Raw genomic sequence first — 26732 nt, forward strand, 5'->3', positions numbered from 1 at the left:
TCGTTGTTTTTTGGTATTGTTTTTTTATAAATTATCTGTATTTACGATTCCTGGCTTACCTTTTGTGCATCAACCGCAGCAATGGCCACCATATTGACTATTCTCCTGACTGAAGAAGAAGGGTTCAATACATGTGCCGGCAAATTGGTACCCATTAACATGGGCCCCACAGTAACACCTTGGGAAAAATATCTTATCATGTTTAAAGCCATGGTGGCCGAATCCAAATTGGGCATGATCAGCAAGTTGGCTTTTTGTTCGTAATTGGCGTTGGGAAATACATGGGCCCTGATATTTGGCATCAAAGCGAACTCAGCATCCATTTCACCTTCAACGGCCAAATCGGGTGCCAGTTTGCGAATCAACTTCAGCGCCTTGCGCATTTTTTCTGGGCTGTTGCCATCACGGGTACCGAAGTTTGAATATGACATCAAAGCCAACCTGGGTGTTTTGCCAAAAGCTTTGACGCGTTCAGCTGCACTGATGGCCATATTGGCAATCTCTTCGGCGGATGGATTGGGGTTGACATTGGTGTCAGTGACAAAATAACTGCCCATGTCAGTGGCCACTGCGCTCAAACCTGATGGTGTTTGATCCTTTAAACCAATCACATCAGTGATGTGTTGTAGCACCTTGTGGAATCGTCCTGTCAGTCCTGCCAACATGGCATCGGCTTCACCGCGTTTAACCATCAATGCAGCAATGACTGTGGTGCGGGTCCTGACGATTGCTTTGGCAATTTGAGGGCTCACGCCTTGGCGTTGCATCAGTTCATGGTATTGGGTCCAATAGGCTTTGAATCGCGGGTCATCTTGTGGATTGACCAATTCAAAGTCACGGCCAATTTCTAAATTCAGCCCCACCCTTTTGATGCGTTGATTGATCACATCAGGGCGGCCAATTAAGATTGGAATTGCCAATTGATCATTGTTGATCACTTGGACAGCGCGCAACACACGATCGTCTTCACCTTCAGCCAAAACGACGCGCTTTAAATCTTTGCGTGCTGCATCAAACACTGGCCGCATCAACAAGCCGCTTTGGTAGACAAATTCATTCAACTGGTGTTTGTATTCGGCCATGTTGGTGATTTGGCGGGTGGCCACACCACTTTCCATGGCAGCCTTGGCAACGGCAGGAGCCACATGAATCAAGATGCGTGGATCAAAAGGTTGTGGAATCAAATATTCTCGGCCAAACTTCATTTCCTTGCCACCATAGGCTTTGCTACTGACTTCACTGACTTCCATTCTGGCCAATTGGGCCAATGCATGGACGCAAGCGGTTTTCATGGCTTCATTGATACAGCTGGCGCCAGCATCCAAGGCCCCGCGGAATATGTAAGGAAAACACAATACATTGTTCACTTGATTTGGGAAGTCTGAACGCCCCGTTGCAATGATGGCATCGGGCCTGACTTCCAAGGCCAAATCAGGCATGATTTCAGGAATGGGATTGGCCAAAGCCATGATCAAAGGGTCTTTGGCCATTGGTTTAATCATTTCAGGCTTAAGTACACCTGCCACAGACACCCCCAAAAATATGTCTGCACCAACCAATGCTTCAGTCACCGATTGTTGTTTGACACCTTTGGCATAGGCGCGTTTGCGGTCTGATTCTAAATCTTCACGACCTTCGTACAGCACCCCAGCAGAATCAGAAACAATGATGTTATCCATACTCATGCCCAATTCCACCAACAAGTCCAAACAGGCCATGCCCGCAGCGCCGGCTCCTGATGTGACCAATTTAACTTGTGATAACTCTTTACCAACCACATGCATGGCATTGATCACTGCAGCACCACAAATGATGGCTGTGCCATGTTGGTCATCATGAAAAACCGGCACTTTCATGCGGTTTTTTAATTTTTCTTCAATATAAAAACATTCAGGCGATTTGATGTCTTCTAAATTAATGCCGCCAAAGGTGGGTTCGAGAGCAGCGATGATATCAATTAATTTGTCAGGGTCTTTCTCATCAATTTCAATGTCAAAGACATCTATCCCTGCAAATTTTTTGAACAGCACGGCCTTGCCTTCCATCACTGGTTTGGCAGCCAAAGGTCCAATGTCACCCAACCCCAATACAGCAGTACCATTGGTGACCACAGCAACCATATTGGCGCGAGCGGTGTAATCTGCAGCGGTGGCCGGATCTTCATAGATTGCCATTGAGGGTGCAGCCACGCCAGGAGAATAGGCCAAAGCCAAGTCTTGTTGTGTGGTCAGCGCCTTGGTGGCGGTTATTTTAATTTTTCCAGGCGTTGGATGTTTGTGATAATCCAAAGCGGCTTGCTTAATGTCTTCTCTTAGACTCATTATGTTGCCCCCAACACTGTCATTGAGACAACAACGCTCTTGGTTTAACTGAGCAAGAGCGTTGTTGAGTTAATTCACTGATCGATCCTGATACAGTGATTGATTTGCTGTTTTATTCAGATTCTAACTTTGACTCATATTGTCCCATGGTAGCCAAACCATTCATGCGGGCTCGGTGAGACAATTCGGCTTGAGCTGCCTTTACATTGTCTTGAGGATTGGCGCCCCAAACTTTCAATGCAGAAGACTGCAAAGCGCGACCATAAGAAAAGCTTAAAGGCCAAGGTAAAGTACCCATGCGGTTCATCGCATCCAAATGTTCAGTGGCTTCAATTTCAGACTGGCCGCCTGATAGAAAGACAATCCCGGCCAATGAAGCTGGAACTGCATTAAAGAAACAGTCCAAAGTGGCTTCAGCCACATCATCAACATCAGCTTGTTCTGGACAATCGGCACCAGGAACCACCATGCTTGATTTCAAAATACAGGCTTCAAGCACCACATTTTGATCAAACAACTGATCAAACAAAGTTTTTAAGGTCAACAAGGTCACTTCATAAGCCGTTTGCAGGTCATGATCGCCTTCCATCAACACTTCTGGTTCAACCATGGGTACCAAACCGGCTTCTTGACACAATGCTGCATAGCGAGCCAAGGCATGACAATTGGCATCAATACAAGCTTGAGAAGGGTTGTCTTCGCTGATGGTAATGACCGCACGCCATTTAGCAAAGCGAGCACCCAACTCATAATATTCATTCAATCGTTCGCGCAAACCATCCAGACCTTCGGTTATTTTTTCACCTTCAAAACCAGCCAATGGATGTGCACCTTTGTCGACTTTAATGCCGGGGATGATGCCATTGTCTTGCATGATTTTAGTCAAAGGAACACCGTCTGCAGAAGATTGGCGCAGGGTTTCATCAAATAAGATTGAACCAGAAATGTGTTCGCCTAAATCTGGGGTACTCAATAACATGTGGCGATAATCCCGACGTGACTGTTCAGTACATTCAACCCCAATGCTGTCAAAGCGTTTTTTACAAGTGCCCGTTGATTCATCAATGGCCAGTACACCGCGTCCAGCAGCAACCATCGCCGCAGCTGTTTCAATCATTTCATCTAATTTATCTGTCATCTTTTATTCCTATATATGCTGTTTATTCTGTTTACTGATTTCAGTTGGTTAATCAGTCAATTGTCTGTGCGATCCAGCGTGGTTAATTGGACATGGCTTCTAAAATAGCCACGGCTGGTAATTCTTTGCCTTCTAAAAACTCGAGGAAGGCGCCACCACCGGTTGAAATGTACGATAGTTTATCTGTTATTTGATATTTATCAACCGCAGCAAGCGTATCTCCGCCTCCAGCCATTGAAAAACCTTTACTATTGGCAATTCCAAGGGCCAAAGTGCGGGTTCCTTCACCAAATTGGTCAAATTCGAACACCCCGACCGGTCCATTCCAAATAACGGTGCCGGCTTGTTCGGCCATGGCGGCGTACTTGGCCGCTGTTTTGGGGCCAATATCAAGAATCATGTCATAGGGGCCTACTTCATCAACATTTTTGATGATGGCTTGGGCATCTTCACTGAATTCAGTCGCCACCACCACATCAGTGGGAATGGGGATTTCGTTACCGGCTTTGATCGCTTGGTTGATTAAGCTTTTGGCGTGTTCAATCAAGTTGGGTTCACACAGGGATTTGCCCACCGGATAACCAGCTGCTGCAATAAAGGTGTTGGCAATACCGCCACCAACAATCAATTGATCAACCTGGGTAGACAAGGTATCAAGCACCGTCAATTTAGTAGAAACTTTGGAACCACCAACAATTGCCAACATGGGTCTTTTGGGGTTCTCAAGGCCTTTGGCCAAGGAGGCCAGCTCATGTGCAAGCAATGGGCCAGCACAGGACAATGGTGCAAATTTAGCCACACCATGGGTTGATGCATGTGCACGGTGTGCGGTACCAAAAGCATCCATCACATACACATCACAAAGGCTGGCCAGGCGTTTAGCCAAGCCATCGTCGTTGGCTTTTTCACCCACATTAAAGCGGACATTTTCTAACAACACCACTTCGCCCTTTTCAACCACAACCCCATTACTCCAATCATTGATTAAGTGGACTTTTTGATTCAAAGACAGGCTCAAATAATCTGCCACTGGCTGCAATGAAAAATTGGACTCAGGTTGTCCTTCGGTGGGTCGACCCAAGTGTGACATCAAAATAACCGCGGCGCCTTTTTCCAAGGCCAGTTCGATGCTTGGCAAGGAGGCCAATATCCGCTGGTCACTGGTGATGGTGCCATTTTTCATGGGAACATTTAAATCCAGTCGAATGAGGACCTTTTTGTTATTCAGGTCCTGGTCAGCCATTAACTTTACTTTCATTTTAAAACCTTCTAATACTGTTAGAACAAGACGTTATTTGGCCTGCATCAGCGCCAAGGAAACATCCAACATGCGGTTCGCAAACCCCCATTCATTGTCATACCAGGCAAGTACTTTCACCAGTTTGCCTTGATTCACTCTGGTCATACCGGCATCAAAAGTTGATGAAGCTGGGTTGTGGTTAAAGTCAATTGACACCAGAGGCTGCTCACAATAATTCATCACGGATGATTTTTGCGCGGCAGATTTTACCACTTCATTCACTTCATCGACTGAAGTTTCTTTGCTGGCAATAAAAGTTAAGTCCACCGAAGAAACATTGATGGTAGGTACTCGCATGGCATAACCATCTAATTTACCGTTCAATTCGGGCATCACCAAGCCAACGGCCAATGCGGCGCCGGTCTTGGTAGGGATTTGGTTCAAACCAGCCGCTCGCGCCCGGCGCAAATCTTTGTGGTAGGTGTCTGACAGGACTTGATCATTGGTGTAGGCATGAATGGTAGTCATTAAACCTGATTCAATGCCAATTTTTTCATTGATCGCTTGTGCCAACGGTGACAAGCAATTGGTGGTGCAAGAGGCATTCGAAATAACCTGCATGTCTGAAGTCAAAATATGGTCATTGACACCAAACACAATGGTGGCATCAATTTCGCCATTGGCTGGTGCTGAAATGATGACTTTTTTGGCTCCAGCTGTGATGTGTTTGGCGGCCAAGGCCCGGCTTCTGAAATGACCGGTACATTCCAGCACCACATCGACACCCAGATCGGCCCAAGGTAATTGCTCTGGATCAGCTTCTGACAGTATCTTGATGCGATCATTATCAACCACCAAGTGCCCATCTTGTATAGAAACCTGGGCATTGAAACGGCCATGAGCGGTATCGTATTGGGTGAGGTATTGCATGGCAGCAGGATCGCCCAAATCATTGATGGCAACGATTTTAATGTCTTCAGTTCTTTGGTATTCGTAAAGGGCTCTTAGGATGCAACGGCCCACACGGCCGTATCCATTGATGGCGATTTTTATGGTCATATTTTTTCTCTTATCTATTTCTGTATCTATCTATTGATTGTCGGTGATTTTTCAAGTTGACTCAAGCAAAGATGATTAATTTAATGCACAAAAAAGCCCGATTTTTTAATCGGGCTTGGCAAACGTCTGAATGCCTTGTAAGGCAGCGAATTTATTTACTGAATACAATGGCACCTGATTTGATATCAGCCATAAAGGCATTCAATTCTTGTTTGACCACTGGCGCCAAGAAATACAAGCCAATGATGTTGGGGAATGACATGGCCAAAGTCATGGCGAAAGAAAAGCCAATCACTGCGCTTAAATCGAGGGTGGAGCCAATCACAATAAACACCAAGAATATAACTTTAAAGACATGTTCTTGCGTTTTGTTTTCACCAAACAAATAAGTCCAGGCACGAACCCCATAATAAGACCAAGAGATCATGGTAGAGAAGGCGAACAGAATGGCTGCCACTGTCAGCACGTACGGGAACCAAGAAACTGCACTGGCAAAAGCATTGGAAGTTAACGGGATGCCTTGCAAGCCTTCAGATGAACCCAATGAGCCGGTAATTACAATAACCAAAGCGGTGATGGTGCAAACCACAACGGTATCGATAAAGGGCTCATACAATGACACCAAACCTTCAGTGATGGGTCGATCGGTTTTGACTGCGGCATGCGCAATGGCTGCTGAACCAACACCCGCTTCATTAGAGAATGCGGCCCTTTGAAAGCCCACAATCATGACACCAAGTACACCGCCTGCTATGGCCGATGGGTTGAAAGCACCATTGACGATCTGGCTAAAGGCATCAATCAATTGATCACCGTTCATGGCGATCACAACCAAGCCTGTGATGACATAAATCACCCCCATAATTGGTACCAATTTAGAAGTGACTTTGGCGATGCTTTTGATGCCGCCCAGAATGGTCAGGCCAGTGATTAATGCCAAAACCAAACCGAACAACCAGCCTTTACCTGCCAGCATGCCATTGGCCCCACCTGTGATGTTTTGTAACTGAGAAAAGGATTGATTGGCTTGGAACATGTTGCCACCACCCAGTGCGGCGCCCACACAAAGTATGGCAAATAATATGGCCAAAGTTTTGCCGATACCGGGCATGCCTTTTTCAGCAAATCCTTTGGATAAATATTTCATGGGGCCACCCGCAACAGTACCATCCGGGTGAATGTCGCGGTATTTAACGCCCAAAGTGCACTCAACAAATTTAGTTGACATCCCCAATAAGCCTGCCACGATCATCCAAAAAGTAGCGCCTGGGCCACCCATGCTGACGGCAGTGGCCACACCAGCAATGTTGCCTAAACCCACAGTGCCAGAAACCGCAGTCGACAAGGCTTGAAAGTGGGTCACCTCACCTGCTGCGCCAGTGGTGTCATACTTGCCTTTGATGATTTTCAAACTGACGGCAAATGACCGCAAATTAATGAATTTAAAATACAGGGTAAAAAAACAAGCCGCCACCACCAACCAAAGAACAATGAACGGCGCCGGTCCAACGAACGGAATGTGTACAGCCGTCATAAAGAAGCCATCGACCGCATTGGCCACTGGGGTGAGAAAGTCATTAATGGCCTGGTCAATCTCAACAGCCGAAGCTGAGCCAGGTATGTTGATTAGTAGAACCAGGAGTGCGAATTTTATAATCATATTTCCCTCTTTGTTTGTTAGTTATATGTTCAGGTGCAGTTGTTCAATGGTCTTGGTTGTTTTAAATTATGCCACAAAAAAACCCAACGAATGCGTTGGGTTTTTTAGGTTCACACTATATAAATTGGCTATGAGCTCGGTTTGATTTCACCTGATTTGACCTTTGCCATATAAGTGACCAATTCACGTTTAACCACTGGAGCCAAGAAATAGAGGCCGATTAAATTTGGAATAGACATGGCGAAAATCATGGCATCAGAAAAGTTAATCACGGCAGTTAAACTCATTGAAGAACCAATAACAATGAACAACAAGAACATGATGTTGTAAGTCAAATCTTGTGCTTTGCCATGACCGAACAGGTAATTAAAGGCACGCAATCCATAGTATGACCATGCCAGCATGGTTGAGAAGGCAAACAGCACAGCTGCCACGGTCAATACATAAGGAAACCAAGAAATGGCAGAGCCAAAGGCTGTTGATGTCAATGCGATGCCCATGCCTCGTGTTGGCTCTTCAGGAATAAAACCAGCAATGCCAATCACCAAAGCAGTGATGGTACACACCACAACGGTATCGATAAAAGGCTCATACAAAGCCACCAGGCCTTCAGTCACCGGATGGTCGGTTTTGACCGCAGAGTGGGCAATTGATGCCGAACCAATACCGGCTTCATTAGAGAAGGCGGCTCTTTGAAAACCGACAATCAACACCCCGACCAAGCCACCAAAGGCAGACTGGGTGGAAAAGGCGCCGTCATAAATGGCACCAATAGCCGGTCCGATTTTGTCATAGTTCATGGCAATCACGATCAAACCGGTGAAGACATATAAAACACCCATAAATGGCACCAATTTAGAGGTCACCTTTCCAATACTTTTGATCCCACCGATGATGGTGATACCTACCAAGACAGCAACCACAAGGCCAAAAACCCAGCCGTTGTTGGCTAAAAATGATTCATCGCCACCGGTGACACTGACCAATTGTTCCAGCGCCTGGTTAACTTGAAACATGTTGCCGCCACCCAAGGAGCCGCCAATACACATGACAGCGAATACCACGGCCAAAACTTTACCAAACCCAGCCATGCCTTTTTCTGCAAAGCCTTTGCTAAGATAGCGCATGGGTCCGCCATGAACATGACCGTTGGGTAACACTTCACGGTATTTGACCCCCAAGGTACATTCGACAAATTTAGAAGACATTCCAAGGAAACCACAAACAATCATCCAAAAAGTGGCGCCAGCACCACCGATTCCGACGGCTGCGGCTACACCGGCAATGTTACCTAATCCGACAGTTCCAGAAAGTGCAGTGGTTAAGGCTTGAAAATGTGTGACCTCACCGGGGGCGTTTGAATAATCGTATTTACCACGCATCAAGGCAAAACCGTGCTTGAAAGAACGCAAGTTAATGAATTTAAAATACAGGGTAAAAAATGTGGCGGCAATCACCAACCAAATCACCACCCATGGGACAGTAACACCACCAAAGAAGGGTATTTGCATAAAAATTAAATTGGTGAAGCTGTCTAAATATGGCCCGACTACTCTATTGACCTTTTCATCTATACCCTCTGCCAAAGACGAGCCAGTAAAGGCGGTCATCACAGCAGTTATAAAATATTTTATTTTCATGTTTTACCCTGTATTTATTTTTGGTTTGAATTAGAATGAATTGCTAAAGTTTTAAAATTCTTCGGCATGAGTTCGGCAAATATCTTAACTGTTTTTTAACCCTATGGATAGACGCAAACAATTATTTCAGGTTGATGATCATTTCATCACCGGCTTTGAAGCCATATTTTTCACTCAGACCAGCGTTGATTTCTAATACATATTTGGTGGGTTTTAAACTTGGGTAATTAGGACAGCGGCTGCTGGTATTTTTACAAGGTGGGGTGTTTTCGCTGATACTGACAATTTTTTTATTGGCATCAAAATACAAAATATCCAAAGGTATCAAGGTGTTTTTCATCCAGAATGCCCGCATTTGGCTGTCAGGAAAAATAAACAACATGCCATCATCGTCAGCCATTTCTTTGCGGTACATTAAACCCAAAGCCCTTTTGTTGTCATCATCTGCTAACTCTACGGCAAAAGTGATGTCATTAATGGTCACCCGGTGTTGATTGATGTGACAACTGCTTAAGAATAAAACAAGTACACCAAGCAGAGACAATTGTTTAGTCATGAGGAATCAAATATTTAAAAAGTAAACTGGAATTTATCACTTAACAAAGCTAAACTCAATACAAGTTAATCATAGAGTTTTCAAGTGGATATAGCTGAATTATTAGCCTTTACAGTAAAAAACAAAGCCTCAGATTTACATTTGTCGGCAGGTTTGCCTCCGATGATCCGTGTTGATGGGGATGTCAGACGAATCAATTTACCGCCTTTGGAGCACAAAGAATTGCATGACATGATGTATGACATCATGAATGACTATCAAAGGAAGGAGTACGAAGAAAATTTTGAAATAGATTTTTCATTCGAAATTCCTGGCTTGGCGCGATTCAGGGTCAATGCCTTTAATCAGAATCGTGGTTGTGGTGGGGTTTTTCGAACCATTCCAACCGAAATTCTGACCTTTGAGGATTTGAATTGTCCGGCCATTTTCAAAGAATTGATTGATGTACCCAGGGGCCTGATTTTGGTCACCGGACCTACTGGGTCAGGTAAATCAACGACTCTGGCGGCGATGGTTGATTACCTCAATAAAAAAGAACACGGTCACATATTGACCATTGAAGATCCGATAGAATTTGTACACACCAGTAACAAATGTTTGATCAACCAGCGTGAGGTTCATCGAGACACCAAGAGTTTTGAAAATGCATTGCGTTCAGCTTTGCGTGAAGATCCCGACATCATTCTGGTGGGTGAGCTGCGTGACTTAGAAACCATTCGTTTGGCTTTAACCGCTGCAGAGACGGGACATTTGGTGTTTGGCACCTTGCATACCACCTCAGCGGCCAAAACCATTGACCGAATCATTGATGTATTTCCTGCAGGGGAAAAACCCATGGTTCGTTCTATGTTATCAGAATCATTGCGAGCGGTGGTGGCACAAACATTGATCAAACGTGTTGGTGGCGGTCGGGTTGCCGCCCATGAAATTATGGTCGGAATACCTGCAATCAGGAATTTGATTCGTGAAGATAAAGTGGCACAAATGTATTCATCAATTCAAACCGGTCAGTCTGTAGGCATGCAGACCTTGGATCAATGTTTGATCGAATTGGTGCGCAAGGGTTTGATTTCCAAAGCCCAAGCCAAATCAAGGGCCGTTAAAAAAGCTGATTTTGAATAATGGTTTAAAATATACACACTGTATCAAATGCTATAAAATAAATTTAAGAATAAACTGAGGAACAGTCATGGACTTTAATTCATATCTCAAATTGATGGTGCACAAAAAGGCGTCTGATTTGTTTATCACAGCCAATTTGCCGCCCAGTATTAAAATTCATGGCCGGGTGATACCGATAACCCAACAACCATTGACCAAGGCTCAGGCCAGGGACATGGTAACTGGTATCATGTCGCCGTATCAAAAAGAAGAGTTTGAACGGACGCATGAATGTAACTTCGCCATTGGTGTTTCATCGGTAGGCCGATTTAGGGTCAGCGCCTTTTACCAAAGAAATGCAGTGGGTATGGTGATTCGTCGGGTTGAAACCAAAATCCCAACTTTTGAATCATTGAAACTCCCCGAAGTGTTGAAGGAGTTGTCGTTGACCAAACGTGGCATCATTATTTTTGTCGGTGGAACCGGTACCGGTAAATCAACCTCATTGGCAGCCATGGTTGGCTACCGAAATGTAAACACCACGGGTCACATCATCACCATCGAGGATCCCATCGAGTATGTGCATGAGCACCAAGGCTGTGTGATCACCCAACGAGAAGTTGGCTTAGACACAGAATCATTTGAAATTGCCTTAAGAAACACCTTGAGACAGGCGCCTGATGTCATCATGATTGGCGAGATTCGTACTTCAGAAACCATGCAACAAGCGGTCACCTTCGCAGAAACGGGTCATTTGTGTTTGGCCACTTTGCATGCAAACAACGCCAATCAGGCATTGGACCGTGTTTTACACTTTTTCCCTAAAGACGCCCGTGACCAATTGTTGATGGACATGTCATTGAATTTACGTGCCATGGTGGCGCAACAATTGATCCCAACACCAGATGGTACAGGACGACGAGCCGCAGTTGAAATTCTGATTAATTCACCCTTGGCCCAAGAATACATTCGCAAAGGCAAGATTGAAAAGCTGAAAGATTTGATGAAAAAATCAACCAATATGGGCATGCAAACTTTTGACCAAGCGATGTTTGATTTATACCAAGCGGGCGAAATTACCTATGAAGATGCATTAAGACATGCAGATTCTGCCAATGAAGTGCGTTTGGCGATTAAATTGTCACAAGGTGGTGATGCAGATTCCTTGTCGATGGGCATGGATGGCATCGGACTGGAAGAAGATAAGCAGTATTGATTTCTTGTTGAATTGACAGGCCCTGTTTCCCCTCTGAAGGCAGAGGGGAAACAGGGTCGTATCAGATTCATGTCAGTGATCGTGTTTTTCAATAAGCAATACACTCGCCTATAATGAAATGACGAATCATTGAACGCACCAATCAGAAATCAGCTTTGATACCCACTGAAAAATTGGCACCCGGTCGGGCATATCCCAACACTTCTTCATAACGTTCATCAAATACATTCATGGCTTTGACATAACTTTGTAGCTTGTCGTTGTGTTGCCAAGTAAAGGTTAAATCGACGGTAGTGAAGGCGTCTAGTTTGGGGTTAGATGATTCGTAAGTATTGGGGTCAAAAAACACATCCAATTGATCGCCAACATACCTGGCCTGGGTGTGTAGGCGTGCGCGATCATCGGCAAATTGATAATTTATGATCAGGTTGGCCATGTTTTTAGGACGACGAACTTCTTTCACTTCATCGCCCAAGTTATTTTCTTCAGTAGAGTCGGTGTAGGTATAATTAAAATCAATGCCTAGCTGGGAGTTGATTTGATTGGACCCATTCAGCTCAAGCCCTCGACGTTGGCTTTCGCCAGTTTGGTTGTTGGCAGTGAATAAGCCTGAATCCACATCATAAGCAAAACCATTGATTTCATTGCTTAAGTTTTGATCAAAATAAACCAATTCCAGTTCAACTTGCGCCCATGTTTTTATCACAGCCAACTCAAAGGCATCTGATTCTTCTGGTTTTAATTGAGGGTTGCCGATGAAGTTGGCAGGGAAAAAGCCAAAGCGTTCTATAAATGAAGGGGCTTTGCTGCCGGTGCCGAAAGCGCCGCGTAGTCTCAAGCCATCGTTGATCCTATAAGAGGTCGCTAGTTTGACATTGCTGACGTCTTCAAAGCGATTAAAGTCATCGTTTCTGGCCGACAAGTTGGCATTGAAATTTTCATTGAATTGATGGCGATACTCCAATGCAAGGCCAGTGACATGATAACTTTGGTGCTGGTTGGGATCTCCAAAGTTTGAAGCTTCCCCGCTTTGTGTAAAGTCGACTTGTCGGTGGTCAAAAGCAAAAGACAAGTTTTGTTTGCCGTTTTTCCCAAGGCTCACAGTGGTGTTTATTTTGACTTCATCGGTCGTGGCTGCGGTGGCGCTGGTTTCACCCAGACCGAAGGTGTAATTTTCAGCTGCCGTGTCCGTCCAATGGTATTGAAATTGGCTTTGCCAACGGCCATCAATAGGCTTAAAACCAAGGGCAAATTGAGCCGTGCTCTGGGTTCTTTCAGTCCATAAGTCGGCATCTGTGGGTAAGCCGGTCACGATAAAGTCGGTGCTGTCAAACTCGTTCATCGCATCACTGTGATTGAGTGATAATTTAAGATCGAAGTTGGCATTGAGGTCCATACCCCATTTCAAATAAGTGTTTAGGTTTTCAAACCCATCGGCTTCACTGCCTTGTCGGGAAATGTTGCTGCCAGCACTGTCCAGTGCATTGATTCCGGCATCAAGAAACCAATTGTTTTGCCCATAGGCTGCATTCAGCCCTAATCTTTTGCTGTCAAAAGAACCCAGTTCAAGGTTGGCGCCCCATTGATTCTGTGAGGCATTTTTGGTGATGATATTAATCACTGCGCTGACGGCGTCGGTACCCCAAATGGCACTTTGTGGTCCGCGTATGATTTCAATGCGTGCTATGTTGTTGGTTAAACCATAGTTAATCAAAAACTCGTCACTGGCTGTTGGGTCATTGACTCTGACACCATCCAGCAAAACCAAGACATGATTGGCTTCGGAGCCACGGACTCGCAATTGAGTTTGGCTGCCCGGACCGCCGGATTGATTGATGGCAAAGCCGGGGACCTGTCTCAGGACATCAGATAAATAGGTGGCTTGATAGGCTTCAATATCGGCTGCTGTAATGAGGGTAACTGAGCCGCCATATTGGTTGGCTTCAATTGGTGTGATACCAGCTGTGACAATCAGATCAGCGAGTTCTTCTGTCGATTTGTTGGTGGTTTGTGCTTGTGAAGTCAGCGAAAAAGCCAACAAACAAGCCGCCCGAAGGTGGTTGCGTAATTTCATGATTTCTCCTGTTCCGCCCGAACATGGTTTGATGATTAATTAGGATCAAACTGGCCGGTCTCCGGACTGAAAAGTCGATGTGAAGTGCTACTGAACCATTTCACATCAATACCCATCGCCTTCCCATGAATTATCACAGTGGCTGTTAGATGAGTCATTACTTTTATTACCGTTGCGGGGGCAGTGTTGGAATTGAATTCAAATGAAATTCGCACCAACTTCCCGTTTAACCTGACAACTTTACAGTGATCAGGAACCTGTTTGAAGGTGGGCACATGCTAACCAGCTTGATGGTTTGTGTCAACCATCATTGATGCATAAATTCATTGAATTGTATTTACAGCGCGTCTTGGTCAGTTTCACCGGTTCTGATGCGAATCACTTTTTCTAAATCGTAGATAAAAATCTTACCATCGCCGACTTTGTTGTTGCTTGCTGTTTCCACGATGGTTTCTACAATGATTTCAACTTGATCTGAAGGCGCCGCAATTTCGATTTTCAATTTGGGCAAGAAATCAACCACATATTCTGCGCCTCGATAAAGTTCCGTGTGTCCTTTTTGGCGACCGAATCCTTTGACTTCAGTAACAGTGATGCCACGAACCCCCACTTCTTCCAGGGCGTCTCTGACGTCGTCGAGTTTGAAGGGTTTGATGATGGCTGTAATCATTTTCATGGGTGGGTCCTACCAAGGTAATTGTTCACCATCAGCATGCCAGAAAGCGCCGGTGTTATCCAGATTTAATTCTTCAATTCTGGCCAATAAGCCTTTGGCCGAATGTGTTGTATCAACAAAGCCCTGTTTGCCTGTCATATCGGTTTTGACATAACCTGGATGAAGTAATCCGACTGCTATGCCTTTGGGTTTTAAGTCAACGGCTAAACTGGTTCCGGCCATATTAACGGCAGCCTTACTCATGCGGTATCCATACTGGCCACCAGAATCATTGTCAGACATTGAGCCCATGCGACTGGTCACGATCAAAACTTTTGATCCAGGGTGTAAAAACGACAACAAGGATTCAGTCACTTTTAACGGGCCGATGGCATTCACTGCAAATTGTTGCATCACCGATTGGTAATCAATTTCACCCAAAACATTGTTGGCAAGGATGCCGGCATTGTTGATTAAAATATCAATGTCAGTGTCACCCAATTGTTGATTCAATTTTGCCAATGAATCATCGTCAGTGACATCTATGCCTGAAATCGTTTGCACGCCCAGTTGTTCCAATTCAGGGCTGCTGCTGCGACACACCGCGAAGACGTTTTGGCATTGGGCTTTGAGTTGACGACAAAGTGCTAACCCTATGCCTCGATTGGCTCCGGTGACTAGAATGTTTTTCATGGCTTACTCCAAAGTTTGCAGAACAGGATTGAATTGATTAACATGGTATTTAATTTCCATAAATCAACTCATCATGCTTGAAATGAAACAACTATGTGAACGCTGTGACAAAAGCTTAAAAGCTGAGGAACATGAGGCGTTCATTTGTAGCTTTGAATGTACATTTTGTCGTGAATGTACCCAGCATGATTTAAAGTTCAACTGTCCAAATTGTGGTGGGGTTTTGGTGCAGCGCCCCAATCGTGTCAAAAAAGATTGAATCACCTTCTGGAATCAAAACAATTGTTTTCTCACTTCATCTATATCAGTATGACGAACATCTTGACCCATCACCAAGTAAACCACATTCTCACAAATGTTCTTGGCGTGATCACCGATGCGAGCCAGTGATTGTGCACATTGACTTAAATGTAAGTAAGGTTTGACCTGTTCCGGGCTTTTAATCATGCGCTTAATCAAATGCCCATTCAACGCATCAAAACGCGCATCGATCAGTTGATCTTTCTTGGCCATTGTAATCGCCAGTTCAGCATCCAATCGTGCCAACGCATTCAACGAGCTTGATAAATGAGTCAAGACTTGTTGAGCCAATTGGTCAATTTCTCCATAATATTGACTGCGAAAGTTGCGCTTGAATAAAGGCTTCAGTAAATCAGCCATTTTTTCTGTTTCATCGCCGATTCTTTCAATGTCTGTGATGCTTTTCATCACCGCAACAATCAAACGCAAGTCACTGGCTGCAGGTTGTCGTCTGGCAATGATTCGAGTGCATTCTTGGTCTAAATCGATTTCCATTTGGTCGATGTCGTCACCTTGTGACAAGATGTCATTGGCCAAATCCACTGAATGCTGTTTCATGGCATCTATCACCAAACGCAATTGCATTTCAGCTTTACCACCCATTTTGAGTAAATGGGTACGGATTTCTTCTAGTTCTGTGTTGTATTCACTGGATGTGTGTTTGTCAAAATCAAATGATTCCATTGTATTTACCTTATATTGTAGTGGTTACTTGGCATCAGCCAAATCGGCCAGTGATGTATTTTTCAGTCAGCTCGTGTGCAGGGTTGGTGAAAATTTGGTTGGTGTCTCCGACTTCAATCAAACGGCCCATATGGAAATAGGCCGTTCTTTGCGACACCCTGGCGGCTTGTTGCATCGAGTGGGTCACGATCACAATGGTGAAATTTTCTTTCAACTCGTTGATCAGTTCTTCAATCTTGGCGGTAGCTATCGGGTCCAATGCCGATGCGGGTTCATCCATTAAAATCACTTCAGGTTGAACTGCAATGGTGCGAGCAATACACAGACGCTGTTGCTGGCCACCAGATAATCCTGTGCCTGGTGCCTGTAAGCGATCTTTCACTTCTTGAAACAAGCCAGCCTTAATCAACGACGCTTCTACCAACTCATCCAATTCAGCTTTGTTGCTGGTTAAGCCATGTATTCTTGGACCATAGGCTACATTGTCATAAATTGATTTAGGGAAGGGGTTGGGTTTTTGGAACACCATACCCACCCTGGCACGAAGCAAGACAGGGTCTTGTTTCTGGTGATAAATGTTTTCTTGATCTAATAAAATTTGTCCTTCAACGCGACAGATGTCAATGGTGTCATTCATTCGATTCAAACAGCGTAAATAGGTTGATTTGCCGCAACCTGAAGGTCCAATCAAAGCGATGACTTCATGGGCACCGATGTCCAAGGACACATCATGGATGGCTTGGTTGTTGGCATAGTACACATTGACGTTTTGCGTACTGAATTTGGCATTTTGACAATTTGGCTGTCCCACAGTTGCCGTGTAATCGATGTTTAAGGCATCTTCTGTGGTAGTTTGTTTATTGACTTTCAAGGCTTGTTCTACCAAACCACTGGGTTTACTTAATAGGGCTTTATTCATATTTTTTACCATTTTTTCTCAAACTTTTTGCGCAGGTATATGGCGATGGCATTCATCGCAATTAAAAAGCACAGCAAAACCATGATGGCCGCTGATGTTTTTTCTAAAAAACCGCGCTCGGGTGAATCTGCCCACAGGAAGACTTGTATGGGCAATACGGTCGATGGATCAACCACAGATTGTGGTATGTCGGCGATAAAAGCAACCATACCTATCATTAACAGGGGCGCTGTTTCACCCAAGGCTTGTGCCATGCCAATGATGGTGCCAGTTAAAATACCAGGCAATGCTGCTGGTAACACATGGTGAAACACTGATTGCATTTTTGAGGCCCCCAAACCCAATGCGGCCTCTCGCAACGAGGGCGGAACGGCTTTGATGGCGGACCGCGAGGCAATGATGATGGTGGGTAAGGTCATCAAGGACAGGACTATGCCACCGACCACAGGTGCAGACCTTGGCAGGTTAAAAAAATTAATGAACACAGCCAAACCAAGCAAACCAAACACAATCGAAGGTACGGCCGCCAAATTGTTGATATTTATTTCTATGAAATCAATCAATTTGTTTTTAGGTGCAAACTCTTCTAGGTAAATGGCGGCTGCAACGGCCACTGGAAATGACAGCGACAAAGTGACCAATAAAGTATACAAAGAGCCTATTATGGCACCCTTGATTCCTGCCATTTCAGGTTCGCGTGAGTCGCCACTGGCAAAAAACGAGCCATTGAAGCCAGTGGTTATTTGGCCGTTGGACTCCAGTGATTCAATCCATGCCAGTTTTTTATTTTTGACCCGGCGATCAGATTCAGGCAGTGTGCGATCAATTGACCCCTTAACAATAGCATCCACATCGTCATCAGCCATGAATTGTACTTTAATCGTTTGTCCAATCAAGTTCGGATTATCAATCACCATATCGCGGAGTTGAAATTCTGCTCCCATGCTGGTTAAAGCATACAGTGTACGTTTGTCTTGACGGCTTTTGACATCAGGAAAACGATTCATCAGGGCTTCTCTGATAACCCATCTGAAATCTGCTGCCATGATCGCTGGCTTGGAGCTGTAGGCATCCAAGTCCAATTTTTCAGCATCTAATTGGACCGTCAACTCGATTTTTGTTTGCCAAAATGCAGGCCATGCTTTGTTAACAATATCAGTCAGCAATACCGCCAGGAAAAGGATGGCTACCGCGATTGAAAAAAACCCGGTAGATTTAAATATTCGTTCCTTTAAATGGCGTTTTTTCAGACTTCTTTTGATTGCATTTGTATTATTCATATTGTTCTCTGTATTTTCTGACCACATGCAATGCAATGACGTTTAACACCAAAGTGGTGACAAACAACATCAAGCCTAAGGCAAATGCCGCCAAAGTTTTGGCACTGTCAAACTCTTGGTCACCGGTCAACAAGGTAACAATTTGTACAGTGACTGTGGTGACCGCTTCCAATGGGTTCACGGTTAAATTGGCTGCAAGACCTGCTGCCATTACCACAATCATGGTTTCACCAATGGCCCTTGATGCGGCCAGTAAGACACCACCAACAATCCCAGGCAATGCGGCTGGAATCAATACTTTGATGATGGTTTCGGAATGGGTGGCACCTAAGCCCAATGAACCTTCTTTTAAACTTTGTGGGACTGCCGATAACACGTCATCAGACAATGAGGAAACAAATGGTATGATCATAATTCCCATCACCAAACCGGCAGCCAAGGCGCTTTCAGATGCCACTGACAAACCAATGGATTCACCCAGTCCACGAATCCATGGCGCAACAGTTAATGCAGCAAAAAAACCATAGACCACGGTAGGAATGCCGGCCAAGATCTCTAATATGGGTTTGGCCACTGAACGCACTGAATGACTGGCATATTCAGACAAATAAATGGCAGACATCAAGCCCAATGGCACTGAGACCAATAAAGCGATGAATGAAATCAGCATGGTTCCAATGAATAAAGGCACTGCGCCGAAGGCGGCAGATGAGCCTACTTGATCGGCTCGTATGGCTGTTTGGGGTGACCACTCAGTGCCCAACATAAAACTGAGCACAGGTACTTCACCAAAGAAACGTGTTGATTCGAACAGCACTGAAAAGACAATGCCGACAGTGGTCATGATGGCAATTGAAGCGGCCAACAACAACAACCCTTCGATTATTTTTTCAAAAACTTTACGGGCTGGTGTATCGGTATTGATTTTTCGCATGCCCCAAATGACAAACAAAACAGCAATCGATAACACAATGGTTGTATGGGTTCTTTTTGTGGTGGTTTCAATTTCATGGTATCGATGATAGACCTGCTGCTTTTCCGCACTCAGTGCGGCCACCTTATCAGCCGTGTCAGCACTTTTTATTTCATTCAAATATAAACCCAAATCATTGTCAGATGAATGCTCATAATGAGTCAGGTAGTTTGAAATTTCACTGTTAATATAGGGTTCTTCAATCAGTTGTAACAACAACATGACGATCAATGCAGGCAACAGCGAACACAAGGCAGCTACATAACCAAAATATTTCGGCAGGGTCAGGATTTTAGTCTTTTGTTGACGCTGCCGATAAGCCGTGGTTATTTTTTGCTTGGCCATAAAATAACTGAAGGCGGCAAAGACCAACAACAAAATAATTAATGCGCTGATTTTCATTGGACTGTCATCTCTCGATTTAAATCACATGAAGGTGAGTGGTGAGGTAAAAGGAACACAGCCATGATTGAATATGGCTGTGTTCAAGGGCTTTGATTATTGAAACGTAATCAATCACAACGCCAGGTTGTTCATTTGCATGGTATCAGTTTTAACTTCATTGAATTTGTCGACATCCAAAGGTATCAATCCTTTGTCTGTTAAATAGCCTGTTTCACCCATGGCTTTCTCACTAATGAATTCATTCAAAAATTCTTGCATGCCAGGAATTTCTGCAACGTGTGCTTTTTTCACATAAAAATACAGTGGTCTTGATACGGGGTATTCACCACTGGCAATGGTTGCAAACTCAGGCGCGGCCCCATCAATCAAGGCGCCTTTGACTAAATCCGCATTTTGATCCAAGAATGAAAAACCAAATATACCCAGTGCATCAGGGTTTTTTTGTAATTTTTGAATGATTAAATTGTCATTTTCACCTGCCTCAATATAAGCACCGTCTTCGCGAATGGTGTGACAAATTGATTTGTATTGTGCTTTATCCGAACTTTTGGTGGCTTTGATCCAAGGGAAATTTTTACAACCTGCTTCCATCGCCAATTCAACAAAAGCATCGCGAGTTCCTGAAGTGGGTGGTGGACCTAATACTTCAATTTTAACTGCTGGCAATTGGGCATTGACTTGGCTCCACAGGGTGTACGGGTTGGCAACCAATTCACCTTCATTAGATGTAGGCACCTCTTTGGCCAATGCCAAAAACAAATCCTTGCGAGTTAAGTTAAAGGTTTTGGCATGGATGTCATTGGCCACCACAATTCCATCATAGCCAATCAATACTTCTACAACATGGTTTACACCATTTTGATGACACATCGTCAGTTCAGATGCTTTGATTCTTCTTGATGCATTGCTGATATCAGGGGTGTCAATTCCGGTGCCTTTACAAAACAACTTCATGCCGCCACCTGTGCCAGTGGATTCAATTTTAGGTGTTTTGAATGATGTTGATTTGCCAAACCTTTCTGCCACAACAGTAGAAAAAGGATAGACAGTGGATGAACCCACCACGCTGATATAATCTCTGCCAGCTGCTTGGATTTGAGTGACGGTTAGCAGACTTGCCAATAGGCTTATTTTTTTCAATGCTTTCATATGATGTTTAATAAATGGTTTGGAATGGCTGGCATTTTAGGCAGCCAAGATGACAGTCATATGACGTGTATGTGACAATTGTGTGAAGCAACATGCCCCGACTAAATGTCCTTTAGCAGGACATTAATGAGGATGCACAGCACTCAGTAACTGATGAATGTTTGGTTTGGTTACTTACGCCATGAAGGGTTGTTTCAGCGCACAATCTTTGATCGATGTGCAGGAAAGATGACTTTGAAAGTGGTGCCTTGTCCTTGAGTACTTTCAACTTCAAATCGAGCGCCATGTTTGATACAAATGTGTTTAACGATTGCCAATCCCAGCCCAGTGCTTTGTTGGTTTTGGACTTTGGAGTTATCCACCCGGTAAAATCTTTCGGTTAAATGGGGAATGTGTTTGGCATCGATACCTGGGCCATTATCAATCACATAAAAATGAGCTTCTTCATTTTGTATAAACCATTTGATTTTTATGCGTGTACCATCCGGCGTGTGAATGGTGGCATTGTGAATTAAATTGAGGCAAATACTGGTGATTTCTGATGAATCGCCTTTAAGCCACAGGGCAGAATTGATTTCAGCTTCCATGATGTGTTTGCCAGAATTGGGACCGTTTTTGATGTCATTGAACAGGCCGTTGATTAATTCTGGCATAGGAATTTCATCGTTTTTGGATTGGATGGCTCGGTTGTGTTCAATTTTCGATAATTTCAACATGTCATCGATTATTTTTGCCATCCTTGTGGCTTGGTCCTTGGCTTGATCGATGGCCACTGACCAGTCTTCATTGACGTGATCTGAGCTTTGCATCATTTCCAAATAGCCGGAAATGACGGTTAAGGGTGTTCTGAGCTCATGTGAAGCATTGGCAACAAAGGCTTTTCGGGATTTTTGTAAGGCCTCTTGTGCGCTGATGTCCCAAGCAACCATCAAAAACCGATCTTTGTTGATTTGAATCAAACGCAGTTGAATGCTTTTGCTGTTGTCACTATTGAGGTTTAGTTTGATTTCCTGGTCTTCGATGCCTGTACTTAATAATTCAATGAAAGCAGGTTCTCTGATGATGTTATCAATTTTACCATTCATGTCAGCATCACTGATGTTCAGTATTTCTTGAGCCATAAGGTTCACCCACTGGATTTCAAAACGACTGTTCAGCAATAAGGTTGCAAATGGCAGGGCTTGGGCTGTGGTTACAAATTGTTGCAGCAGGTGTTTATTGCGGTTTTGAGCTTCCTTGATCCGATTTTTGTTGCTGATGACTTTACAGCTTATGGTTTCAAATATACCGTGGTAGGCAGGGAGGTTTTTTTTCGATGCACCACGCATATACCAATCATAAAAGCTTTTAAATTCACTGATTTTCCAAGCGAAATAAATCACTAACCACAACAGAAAGCTCCATGACCATAAGCCACTGACAGCACCAGTTATTGATGCCAAAATAATGAAGACAATAATGGCCAGTCTTTCTTGTTTCCACCCTGAATTCTGCATACCACTCAGTTTGATCGATTGATTGAAATGTCGCAATCATAGCTTAATGCCCCCCTGTTTTTGTTCAAATTTCTGAATTTTTTATCAGTAGTTGATTGGAACCAAGCAAAATGCAAGAAATGTCATGAAATTGTCATGCTTGTCATCTAACATTCGTATTTTTTTAAATATAGCTAAGTGAGTAATGTCATGAATAAGAAAATATGGGTAACTTCATTGTTGTTATCAATGGGTTCGACAGTGTGGGCAGATTCAACTCAAGATGAAATTGCATTGTTGAAAGAACAATTAAAAATGTTGACGCAAAAAATTGAACAGTTGGAAGAAAAAACCAATACCACCGAAGCCGAAATTAAAAAAGTGGCTGAAGTCAAAGCGGAGGAATCTTCAGAGTCTTGGTCTGACCGCATTACATTCTCTGGTGACATTCGTGATCGATTTGAATACATCGACGAGCGTGGTAAAGCCGTCAGAACAAGAAACAGGGTTCGCTTCAGATTAGGCGCTACCGCCACTGTCAATGATGATTTGAGTGTGGGCTTTAGGTTGGCTACTGGCAGCGAAGATCCTACTTCGACCAACCAAACATTGGATGGCGCCTTTTCTACTAAGGACATTCGTTTGGATTTGGCCTATTTCAATTATAAGCTGAACAGTGACCTGACTTTAACCGGTGGTAAAATGAAAAATCCATTTTATGTACCGGCCAAAACGCCTGTTTTTTGGGATGGAGATTTGAATCCTGAAGGTTTTGCTTTGTCATATGATAAGAATGGTTGGAACGGATCATTGGCTGGGTTTGATGTTGAAGAAAGAAGCGCTGCTGATGACACATTGTTGTTTGGTGGTCAATTAACCAAATCCTTGAAACTTGAAGGTGGATCAATAACAGCTGGAATGGGTTATTATGATTACCAAGATTTACAAGGGTCAACCCCATTGTTTGATGGAAAAGCTCGCGGTAACACCGTAGATGCCTCTGGAAAAATTGCCAATGACTTTAATATATTGGAAGGCTTGGTTGAATACAAAACCAAAGTGGCCACTCACCCGCTGACTTTATTTGCAAGTTATTATCAAAATACCGAAGCTGATGATCTCGACACTGGTTATGCCTTGGGCTTTGGATTGGGTAAAGTCAGTGACACAGGTTCTTGGAGTTTGGGTTATTCCTACATGGACATAGAAGCCGATGCGGTCTATGCCTTGTTCAATGATTCAGATTTTGCAGGCGGCGAAACCGATTCAAAAGGACACATTCTGAAAGCCGGCTATGGTTTGCGTAAAAACATGGCATTGGGTATGACATACATCAGTTCAGAACAAGACCAAAGCAAAGCCAGTCAAAATGATTACGACCGATTACAATTGGATTTGGCGATAAAATTCAAGTAATTGAGATTTACCAAAGTATTAAAAACCTCGATTGATTCGGGGTTTTTTTGTGTCTGGATGTAACCAAATCAATTTTTGACCGTTCCTTAAAAACAATAAATAAAAAAATTGAGGAGCGCCAGGAACTGTTATGTTGTTTAACACCCCCATCTTTTTTGTCTTTCTGATTGTATTTTTGTTGTTTTATGGCTTTGTGTTTTTGCGCCATAAACCCAGAATTTATTTTATCCTGGTGTCATCATTGGTGTTTTATGGCACCTGGAACTACCGATTCATTCCATTGTTGGTGGGTTCAGCAGTCATTGATTATTTCTTGGCCCAAGCCATCTACAACGCTTCTGATCAACGCCGCAAAAAACTGTTTCTGACCTTATCGGTGGTGATGAACCTCGGCATCTTGGCGCTGTTCAAATACGCTGATTTCGCCATCCAATCAGTGGCTGATTTTCTGACTGTTTTGGGTTACCAAGCCGACTTGGGTTCATTGTCCTGGGTGTTGCCGGTTGGCATTTCCTTCTATACCTTCCAAAGTCTGAGTTACACCATCGATGTGTACCGTGGCGACATGAAGGCCCGAAAAGGACTGGCTGAATTCACCACTGCCTTGGCGTTTTTCCCACAATTGGTTGCTGGTCCTATCTTGCGCGCTAAACACATCTTGCCACAATTTCACAAGCTACCTGTACCCACCTGGGACATGGTGCGCAACGGCTTCTTGTTGATCACGGTTGGTCTGTTCAAGAAAACCATTGCTGATTTGTTGGCCGGTCCTGCCGCTGCCGCTTTTGATGGCGGTGCCGTCAGTGTGTTGGAAACCTGGACTGGGGTGTTGGCCTTTGCTGGACAAATTTATGGCGATTTTTCTGGTTACAGTGACATGGCCATTGGTATTGCTCTATTGATTGGTTTCAAAATACCTTTGAATTTCAGGTTGCCCTATTTTGCCCTGTCACCAGTTGATTTTTGGAAGCGGTGGCACATTTCACTGTCAACTTGGTTAAGGGATTATTTATACATTTCTATCGGCGGTAAGAACAACCGAATCAGAAATGTCATGATCACCATGTTACTCGGTGGCTTGTGGCATGGCGCGGCCTGGACTTTTGTGACTTGGGGCGCCTTTCACGGCTTGATCATCATTGCCACCCACCAACTGTCACAAACCGCGGTATTTGCTGGTTTCGCCAACAGCCAACAGTGGTTCAACAAAATATTCAAATGGGCCATCACCTTTTATCTGGTGTTGCTTGGTTGGGTGTTGTTCCGCGCGACTGGGATGGACGCTGTGTGGCAAATCATCGGCCAGATGCACAGCATCGGTGATTTACCAACGGCCGGCTCTAAAGCACTGATCGTTTTTGGTATGACTGCTTTGGCCTTGGTGTTCATGCACATCATGGATTATTTCGTGCTCAACAAAACCCCACAATTGATGGCCAAGTGGTGGTTGTTCTGGCCCTTGCTAGTCATCATACAAGCCATTTGTTTACTTATCGGAGACCCAGGCAATGCCTTCATCTACTTCCAATTCTGACACCGTGAACCCAACAACCGAACGCCGAATTTATGGCAAAACCCTGCTGGTGATTCTGTTAGGAATGACAGCGGCATTGGGTTTGGTCAAAGCTTTCGCATACGCCAATGATGCCTCCAGCGAAACCATTTTAGGGCGGGTGTTAGAGGCCAAAGCCGCCTTGCCCCAAATCCTCCAAGAACCCGAAGAACTGGTGATGGTGTTTGGCTCATCGATGGTGCATGCTGGCTTTTCACCGCGTGAATTTGATCAGCACATGCGCGATGCAGGCATTGAAAACACCCAATCATTTAACTTTGGTTTTGGCGGCCTCAATCCCTTTTTCCAAGACATTTTTACTCGGCGCATCAGAGAAGCGTTTGAGGCCGAAAATCGACGCTTGAAATTGGCCGTGATTGAATTCAACCCATTCCAAACCACCATCACCCGCCACCAGGGTGCGCTGGCCTTGGAAGATTCATTCATCACCATGCTGGGCAGCGAAGCCGAGTTCCGCGAAATCCTGCTGGATGACCCCACCCGTGGTGTGCGTTTGTACAACATCAAGTACCTGCGTGACAGCATTTCAGCCGAAATGATTACCAATTTTTTCAGTCGTGGCTTTCAAGAACCACGCCAACGCAGTGAGCTGAAACGCGATCAAGCGATGGCTGAAAAGCTCGAAGCAGTGGGCGAAAAACTGAACACCGCTTTTGAACAAGACTACCCCGATTTTCAAGGTGCCCAATGGTCTTACCAGTGGCAAGGTGGCGGCACCATACCGGCCGAACGCAGTGCGGAAACCTTGGCCCTGTTCGATGAATACTATGCTTTGTCGATGGATCCGGCACGCCTGGACGACGATCGCTTGAACCGCATTCACACCGCTGACATCATCGAAATGCATTTCAGTGATGAATTGGTGGAAGCCTTTATCCGTTTGGTCAATCAATTCAAAACATTTTCAGACCATGTTGAAGTGGTGATGCTGCCACGCAATACCGACTGGATCATTTACACTGAAGGTGGTCAACAAAGACTGGATGCAGCCATCAAACGCATTGAACAGGGCACTGGACTCAAGATCAAAAACCACCAAGACCTGCCTGTAATGAAACCTCACATGTTTGCAGACACCACTCATTTAAACCGCTACCAAGGCGCCAGTACTTACACCCGCTACCTGGCTCAAGAATATCAATATTATTTAAGAAACTGATTCCCGCAGCGTGCTAAGATTGCTTGATATCAATCAGTTTTGGCAT

The 26732-nt window shown here is 44.4% G+C and carries 22 protein-coding genes and 1 riboswitch; of the genes, 6 read left to right on the forward strand and 16 right to left on the reverse strand.

The window, feature by feature from the left end; all coding sequences use genetic code 11:
* Positions 1–41 precede the first annotated feature (41 nt).
* From CCS90_RS01885 to CCS90_RS01915, 7 genes are all read right to left on the reverse strand, one after another.
* Entirely contained in the window at positions 42–2321 is a 2280-nt protein-coding gene (locus tag CCS90_RS01885; RefSeq protein WP_099017809.1) for an NADP-dependent malic enzyme, read from the reverse strand.
* A gap of 112 nt (positions 2322–2433) precedes the next feature.
* Positions 2434–3459 (reverse strand): class I fructose-bisphosphate aldolase, encoded by a 1026-nt coding sequence (locus CCS90_RS01890; protein ID WP_099017810.1) that lies wholly within the window; start codon positions 3457–3459, stop codon positions 2434–2436.
* Positions 3460–3541: 82 nt separating this feature from the next.
* Positions 3542–4717: a phosphoglycerate kinase gene (locus tag CCS90_RS01895; RefSeq protein WP_099017811.1), complete on the reverse strand. Its 1176-nt coding sequence runs from the start codon at positions 4715–4717 to the stop codon at positions 3542–3544.
* Positions 4718–4750: 33 nt separating this feature from the next.
* The gene (gap, locus tag CCS90_RS01900) at positions 4751–5758 is read right to left on the reverse strand and encodes a type I glyceraldehyde-3-phosphate dehydrogenase (RefSeq protein ID WP_099017812.1); all 1008 of its coding nucleotides are present in this window, start codon (positions 5756–5758) and stop codon (positions 4751–4753) included.
* A gap of 151 nt (positions 5759–5909) precedes the next feature.
* Positions 5910–7418, reverse strand: a complete 1509-nt coding sequence (locus CCS90_RS01905) for an alanine/glycine:cation symporter family protein (protein WP_099017813.1) — start codon at positions 7416–7418, stop codon at positions 5910–5912.
* Between the two features lie 128 nt (positions 7419–7546).
* Complete coding sequence (locus CCS90_RS01910) at positions 7547–9058, reverse strand: alanine/glycine:cation symporter family protein (RefSeq protein ID WP_099017814.1); 1512 nt, start codon at positions 9056–9058, stop codon at positions 7547–7549.
* A gap of 121 nt (positions 9059–9179) precedes the next feature.
* The gene (locus CCS90_RS01915; protein WP_099017815.1) at positions 9180–9614 is read right to left on the reverse strand and encodes a DUF192 domain-containing protein; all 435 of its coding nucleotides are present in this window, start codon (positions 9612–9614) and stop codon (positions 9180–9182) included.
* Between the two features lie 84 nt (positions 9615–9698).
* On the opposite strand from CCS90_RS01915, the gene CCS90_RS01920 reads away from it, so the two are divergent.
* Positions 9699–10736, forward strand: a complete 1038-nt coding sequence (locus CCS90_RS01920; RefSeq protein ID WP_099017816.1) for a type IV pilus twitching motility protein PilT — start codon at positions 9699–9701, stop codon at positions 10734–10736.
* Positions 10737–10803: 67 nt separating this feature from the next.
* Positions 10804–11931 carry a PilT/PilU family type 4a pilus ATPase gene (locus CCS90_RS01925; RefSeq protein WP_099017817.1) on the forward strand — a complete coding sequence of 376 codons (1128 nt, stop codon included), beginning with the start codon at positions 10804–10806 and terminating at the stop codon, positions 11929–11931.
* Positions 11932–12073: 142 nt separating this feature from the next.
* On the opposite strand, the gene CCS90_RS01930 is transcribed toward CCS90_RS01925, so the two are convergent.
* The 3 genes from CCS90_RS01930 to CCS90_RS01940 form a co-directional block, all read right to left on the reverse strand.
* Positions 12074–14005 carry a TonB-dependent receptor plug domain-containing protein gene (locus CCS90_RS01930; protein ID WP_099017818.1) on the reverse strand — a complete coding sequence of 644 codons (1932 nt, stop codon included), beginning with the start codon at positions 14003–14005 and terminating at the stop codon, positions 12074–12076.
* A gap of 35 nt (positions 14006–14040) precedes the next feature.
* Positions 14041–14281: riboswitch (cobalamin riboswitch) on the reverse strand.
* Positions 14282–14342: 61 nt separating this feature from the next.
* Positions 14343–14681, reverse strand: coding sequence for a P-II family nitrogen regulator (locus tag CCS90_RS01935; RefSeq protein ID WP_099017819.1), 339 nt, complete (start codon positions 14679–14681; stop codon positions 14343–14345).
* A gap of 9 nt (positions 14682–14690) precedes the next feature.
* Positions 14691–15353, reverse strand: a complete 663-nt coding sequence (locus tag CCS90_RS01940) for an SDR family oxidoreductase (protein WP_099017820.1) — start codon at positions 15351–15353, stop codon at positions 14691–14693.
* A gap of 82 nt (positions 15354–15435) precedes the next feature.
* On the opposite strand from CCS90_RS01940, the gene CCS90_RS01945 reads away from it, so the two are divergent.
* Positions 15436–15612, forward strand: a complete 177-nt coding sequence (locus tag CCS90_RS01945) for a DUF1272 domain-containing protein (RefSeq protein ID WP_246026992.1) — start codon at positions 15436–15438, stop codon at positions 15610–15612.
* A 14-nt stretch (positions 15613–15626) separates the two neighbouring features.
* On the opposite strand, the gene phoU is transcribed toward CCS90_RS01945, so the two are convergent.
* From phoU to phoR, 6 genes are all read right to left on the reverse strand, one after another.
* On the reverse strand, positions 15627–16337 hold the full coding sequence (phoU, locus tag CCS90_RS01950) for a phosphate signaling complex protein PhoU (protein ID WP_099017822.1): 711 nt from the start codon (positions 16335–16337) through the stop codon (positions 15627–15629).
* A gap of 34 nt (positions 16338–16371) precedes the next feature.
* Positions 16372–17256, reverse strand: a complete 885-nt coding sequence (pstB, locus tag CCS90_RS01955) for a phosphate ABC transporter ATP-binding protein PstB (protein WP_099018712.1) — start codon at positions 17254–17256, stop codon at positions 16372–16374.
* A gap of 5 nt (positions 17257–17261) precedes the next feature.
* Positions 17262–18536, reverse strand: a complete 1275-nt coding sequence (gene pstA, locus CCS90_RS01960; RefSeq protein ID WP_180236481.1) for a phosphate ABC transporter permease PstA — start codon at positions 18534–18536, stop codon at positions 17262–17264.
* Positions 18529–19911, reverse strand: a complete 1383-nt coding sequence (gene pstC, locus CCS90_RS01965) for a phosphate ABC transporter permease subunit PstC (protein ID WP_099017824.1) — start codon at positions 19909–19911, stop codon at positions 18529–18531. Before pstC ends, pstA begins: the two co-directional genes overlap by 8 nt.
* A 114-nt stretch (positions 19912–20025) precedes the next feature.
* Complete coding sequence (locus tag CCS90_RS01970) at positions 20026–21063, reverse strand: PstS family phosphate ABC transporter substrate-binding protein (RefSeq protein ID WP_099017825.1); 1038 nt, start codon at positions 21061–21063, stop codon at positions 20026–20028.
* A 194-nt stretch (positions 21064–21257) separates the two neighbouring features.
* A complete protein-coding gene (phoR, locus tag CCS90_RS01975) occupies positions 21258–22559 on the reverse strand; it encodes a phosphate regulon sensor histidine kinase PhoR (protein ID WP_099017826.1) in 1302 nt (433 codons plus the stop codon).
* A 189-nt stretch (positions 22560–22748) separates the two neighbouring features.
* Between phoR and CCS90_RS01980 the strand changes: the two genes are divergently transcribed.
* From CCS90_RS01980 to CCS90_RS01990, 3 genes are all read left to right on the forward strand, one after another.
* The gene (locus tag CCS90_RS01980; RefSeq protein ID WP_099017827.1) at positions 22749–23954 is read left to right on the forward strand and encodes a putative porin; all 1206 of its coding nucleotides are present in this window, start codon (positions 22749–22751) and stop codon (positions 23952–23954) included.
* A gap of 130 nt (positions 23955–24084) precedes the next feature.
* Positions 24085–25488 (forward strand): MBOAT family O-acyltransferase, encoded by a 1404-nt coding sequence (locus CCS90_RS01985; protein ID WP_099017828.1) that lies wholly within the window; start codon positions 24085–24087, stop codon positions 25486–25488.
* Positions 25463–26686 carry a hypothetical protein gene (locus CCS90_RS01990; RefSeq protein WP_099017829.1) on the forward strand — a complete coding sequence of 408 codons (1224 nt, stop codon included), beginning with the start codon at positions 25463–25465 and terminating at the stop codon, positions 26684–26686. Before CCS90_RS01985 ends, CCS90_RS01990 begins: the two co-directional genes overlap by 26 nt.
* The last annotated feature ends 46 nt before the right edge of the window (positions 26687–26732 follow it).

Origin of the sequence: Marinicella litoralis, assembly GCF_002591915.1 — a bacterium.
Taxonomy (GTDB): Bacteria; Pseudomonadota; Gammaproteobacteria; order Xanthomonadales; family Marinicellaceae; genus Marinicella; species Marinicella litoralis.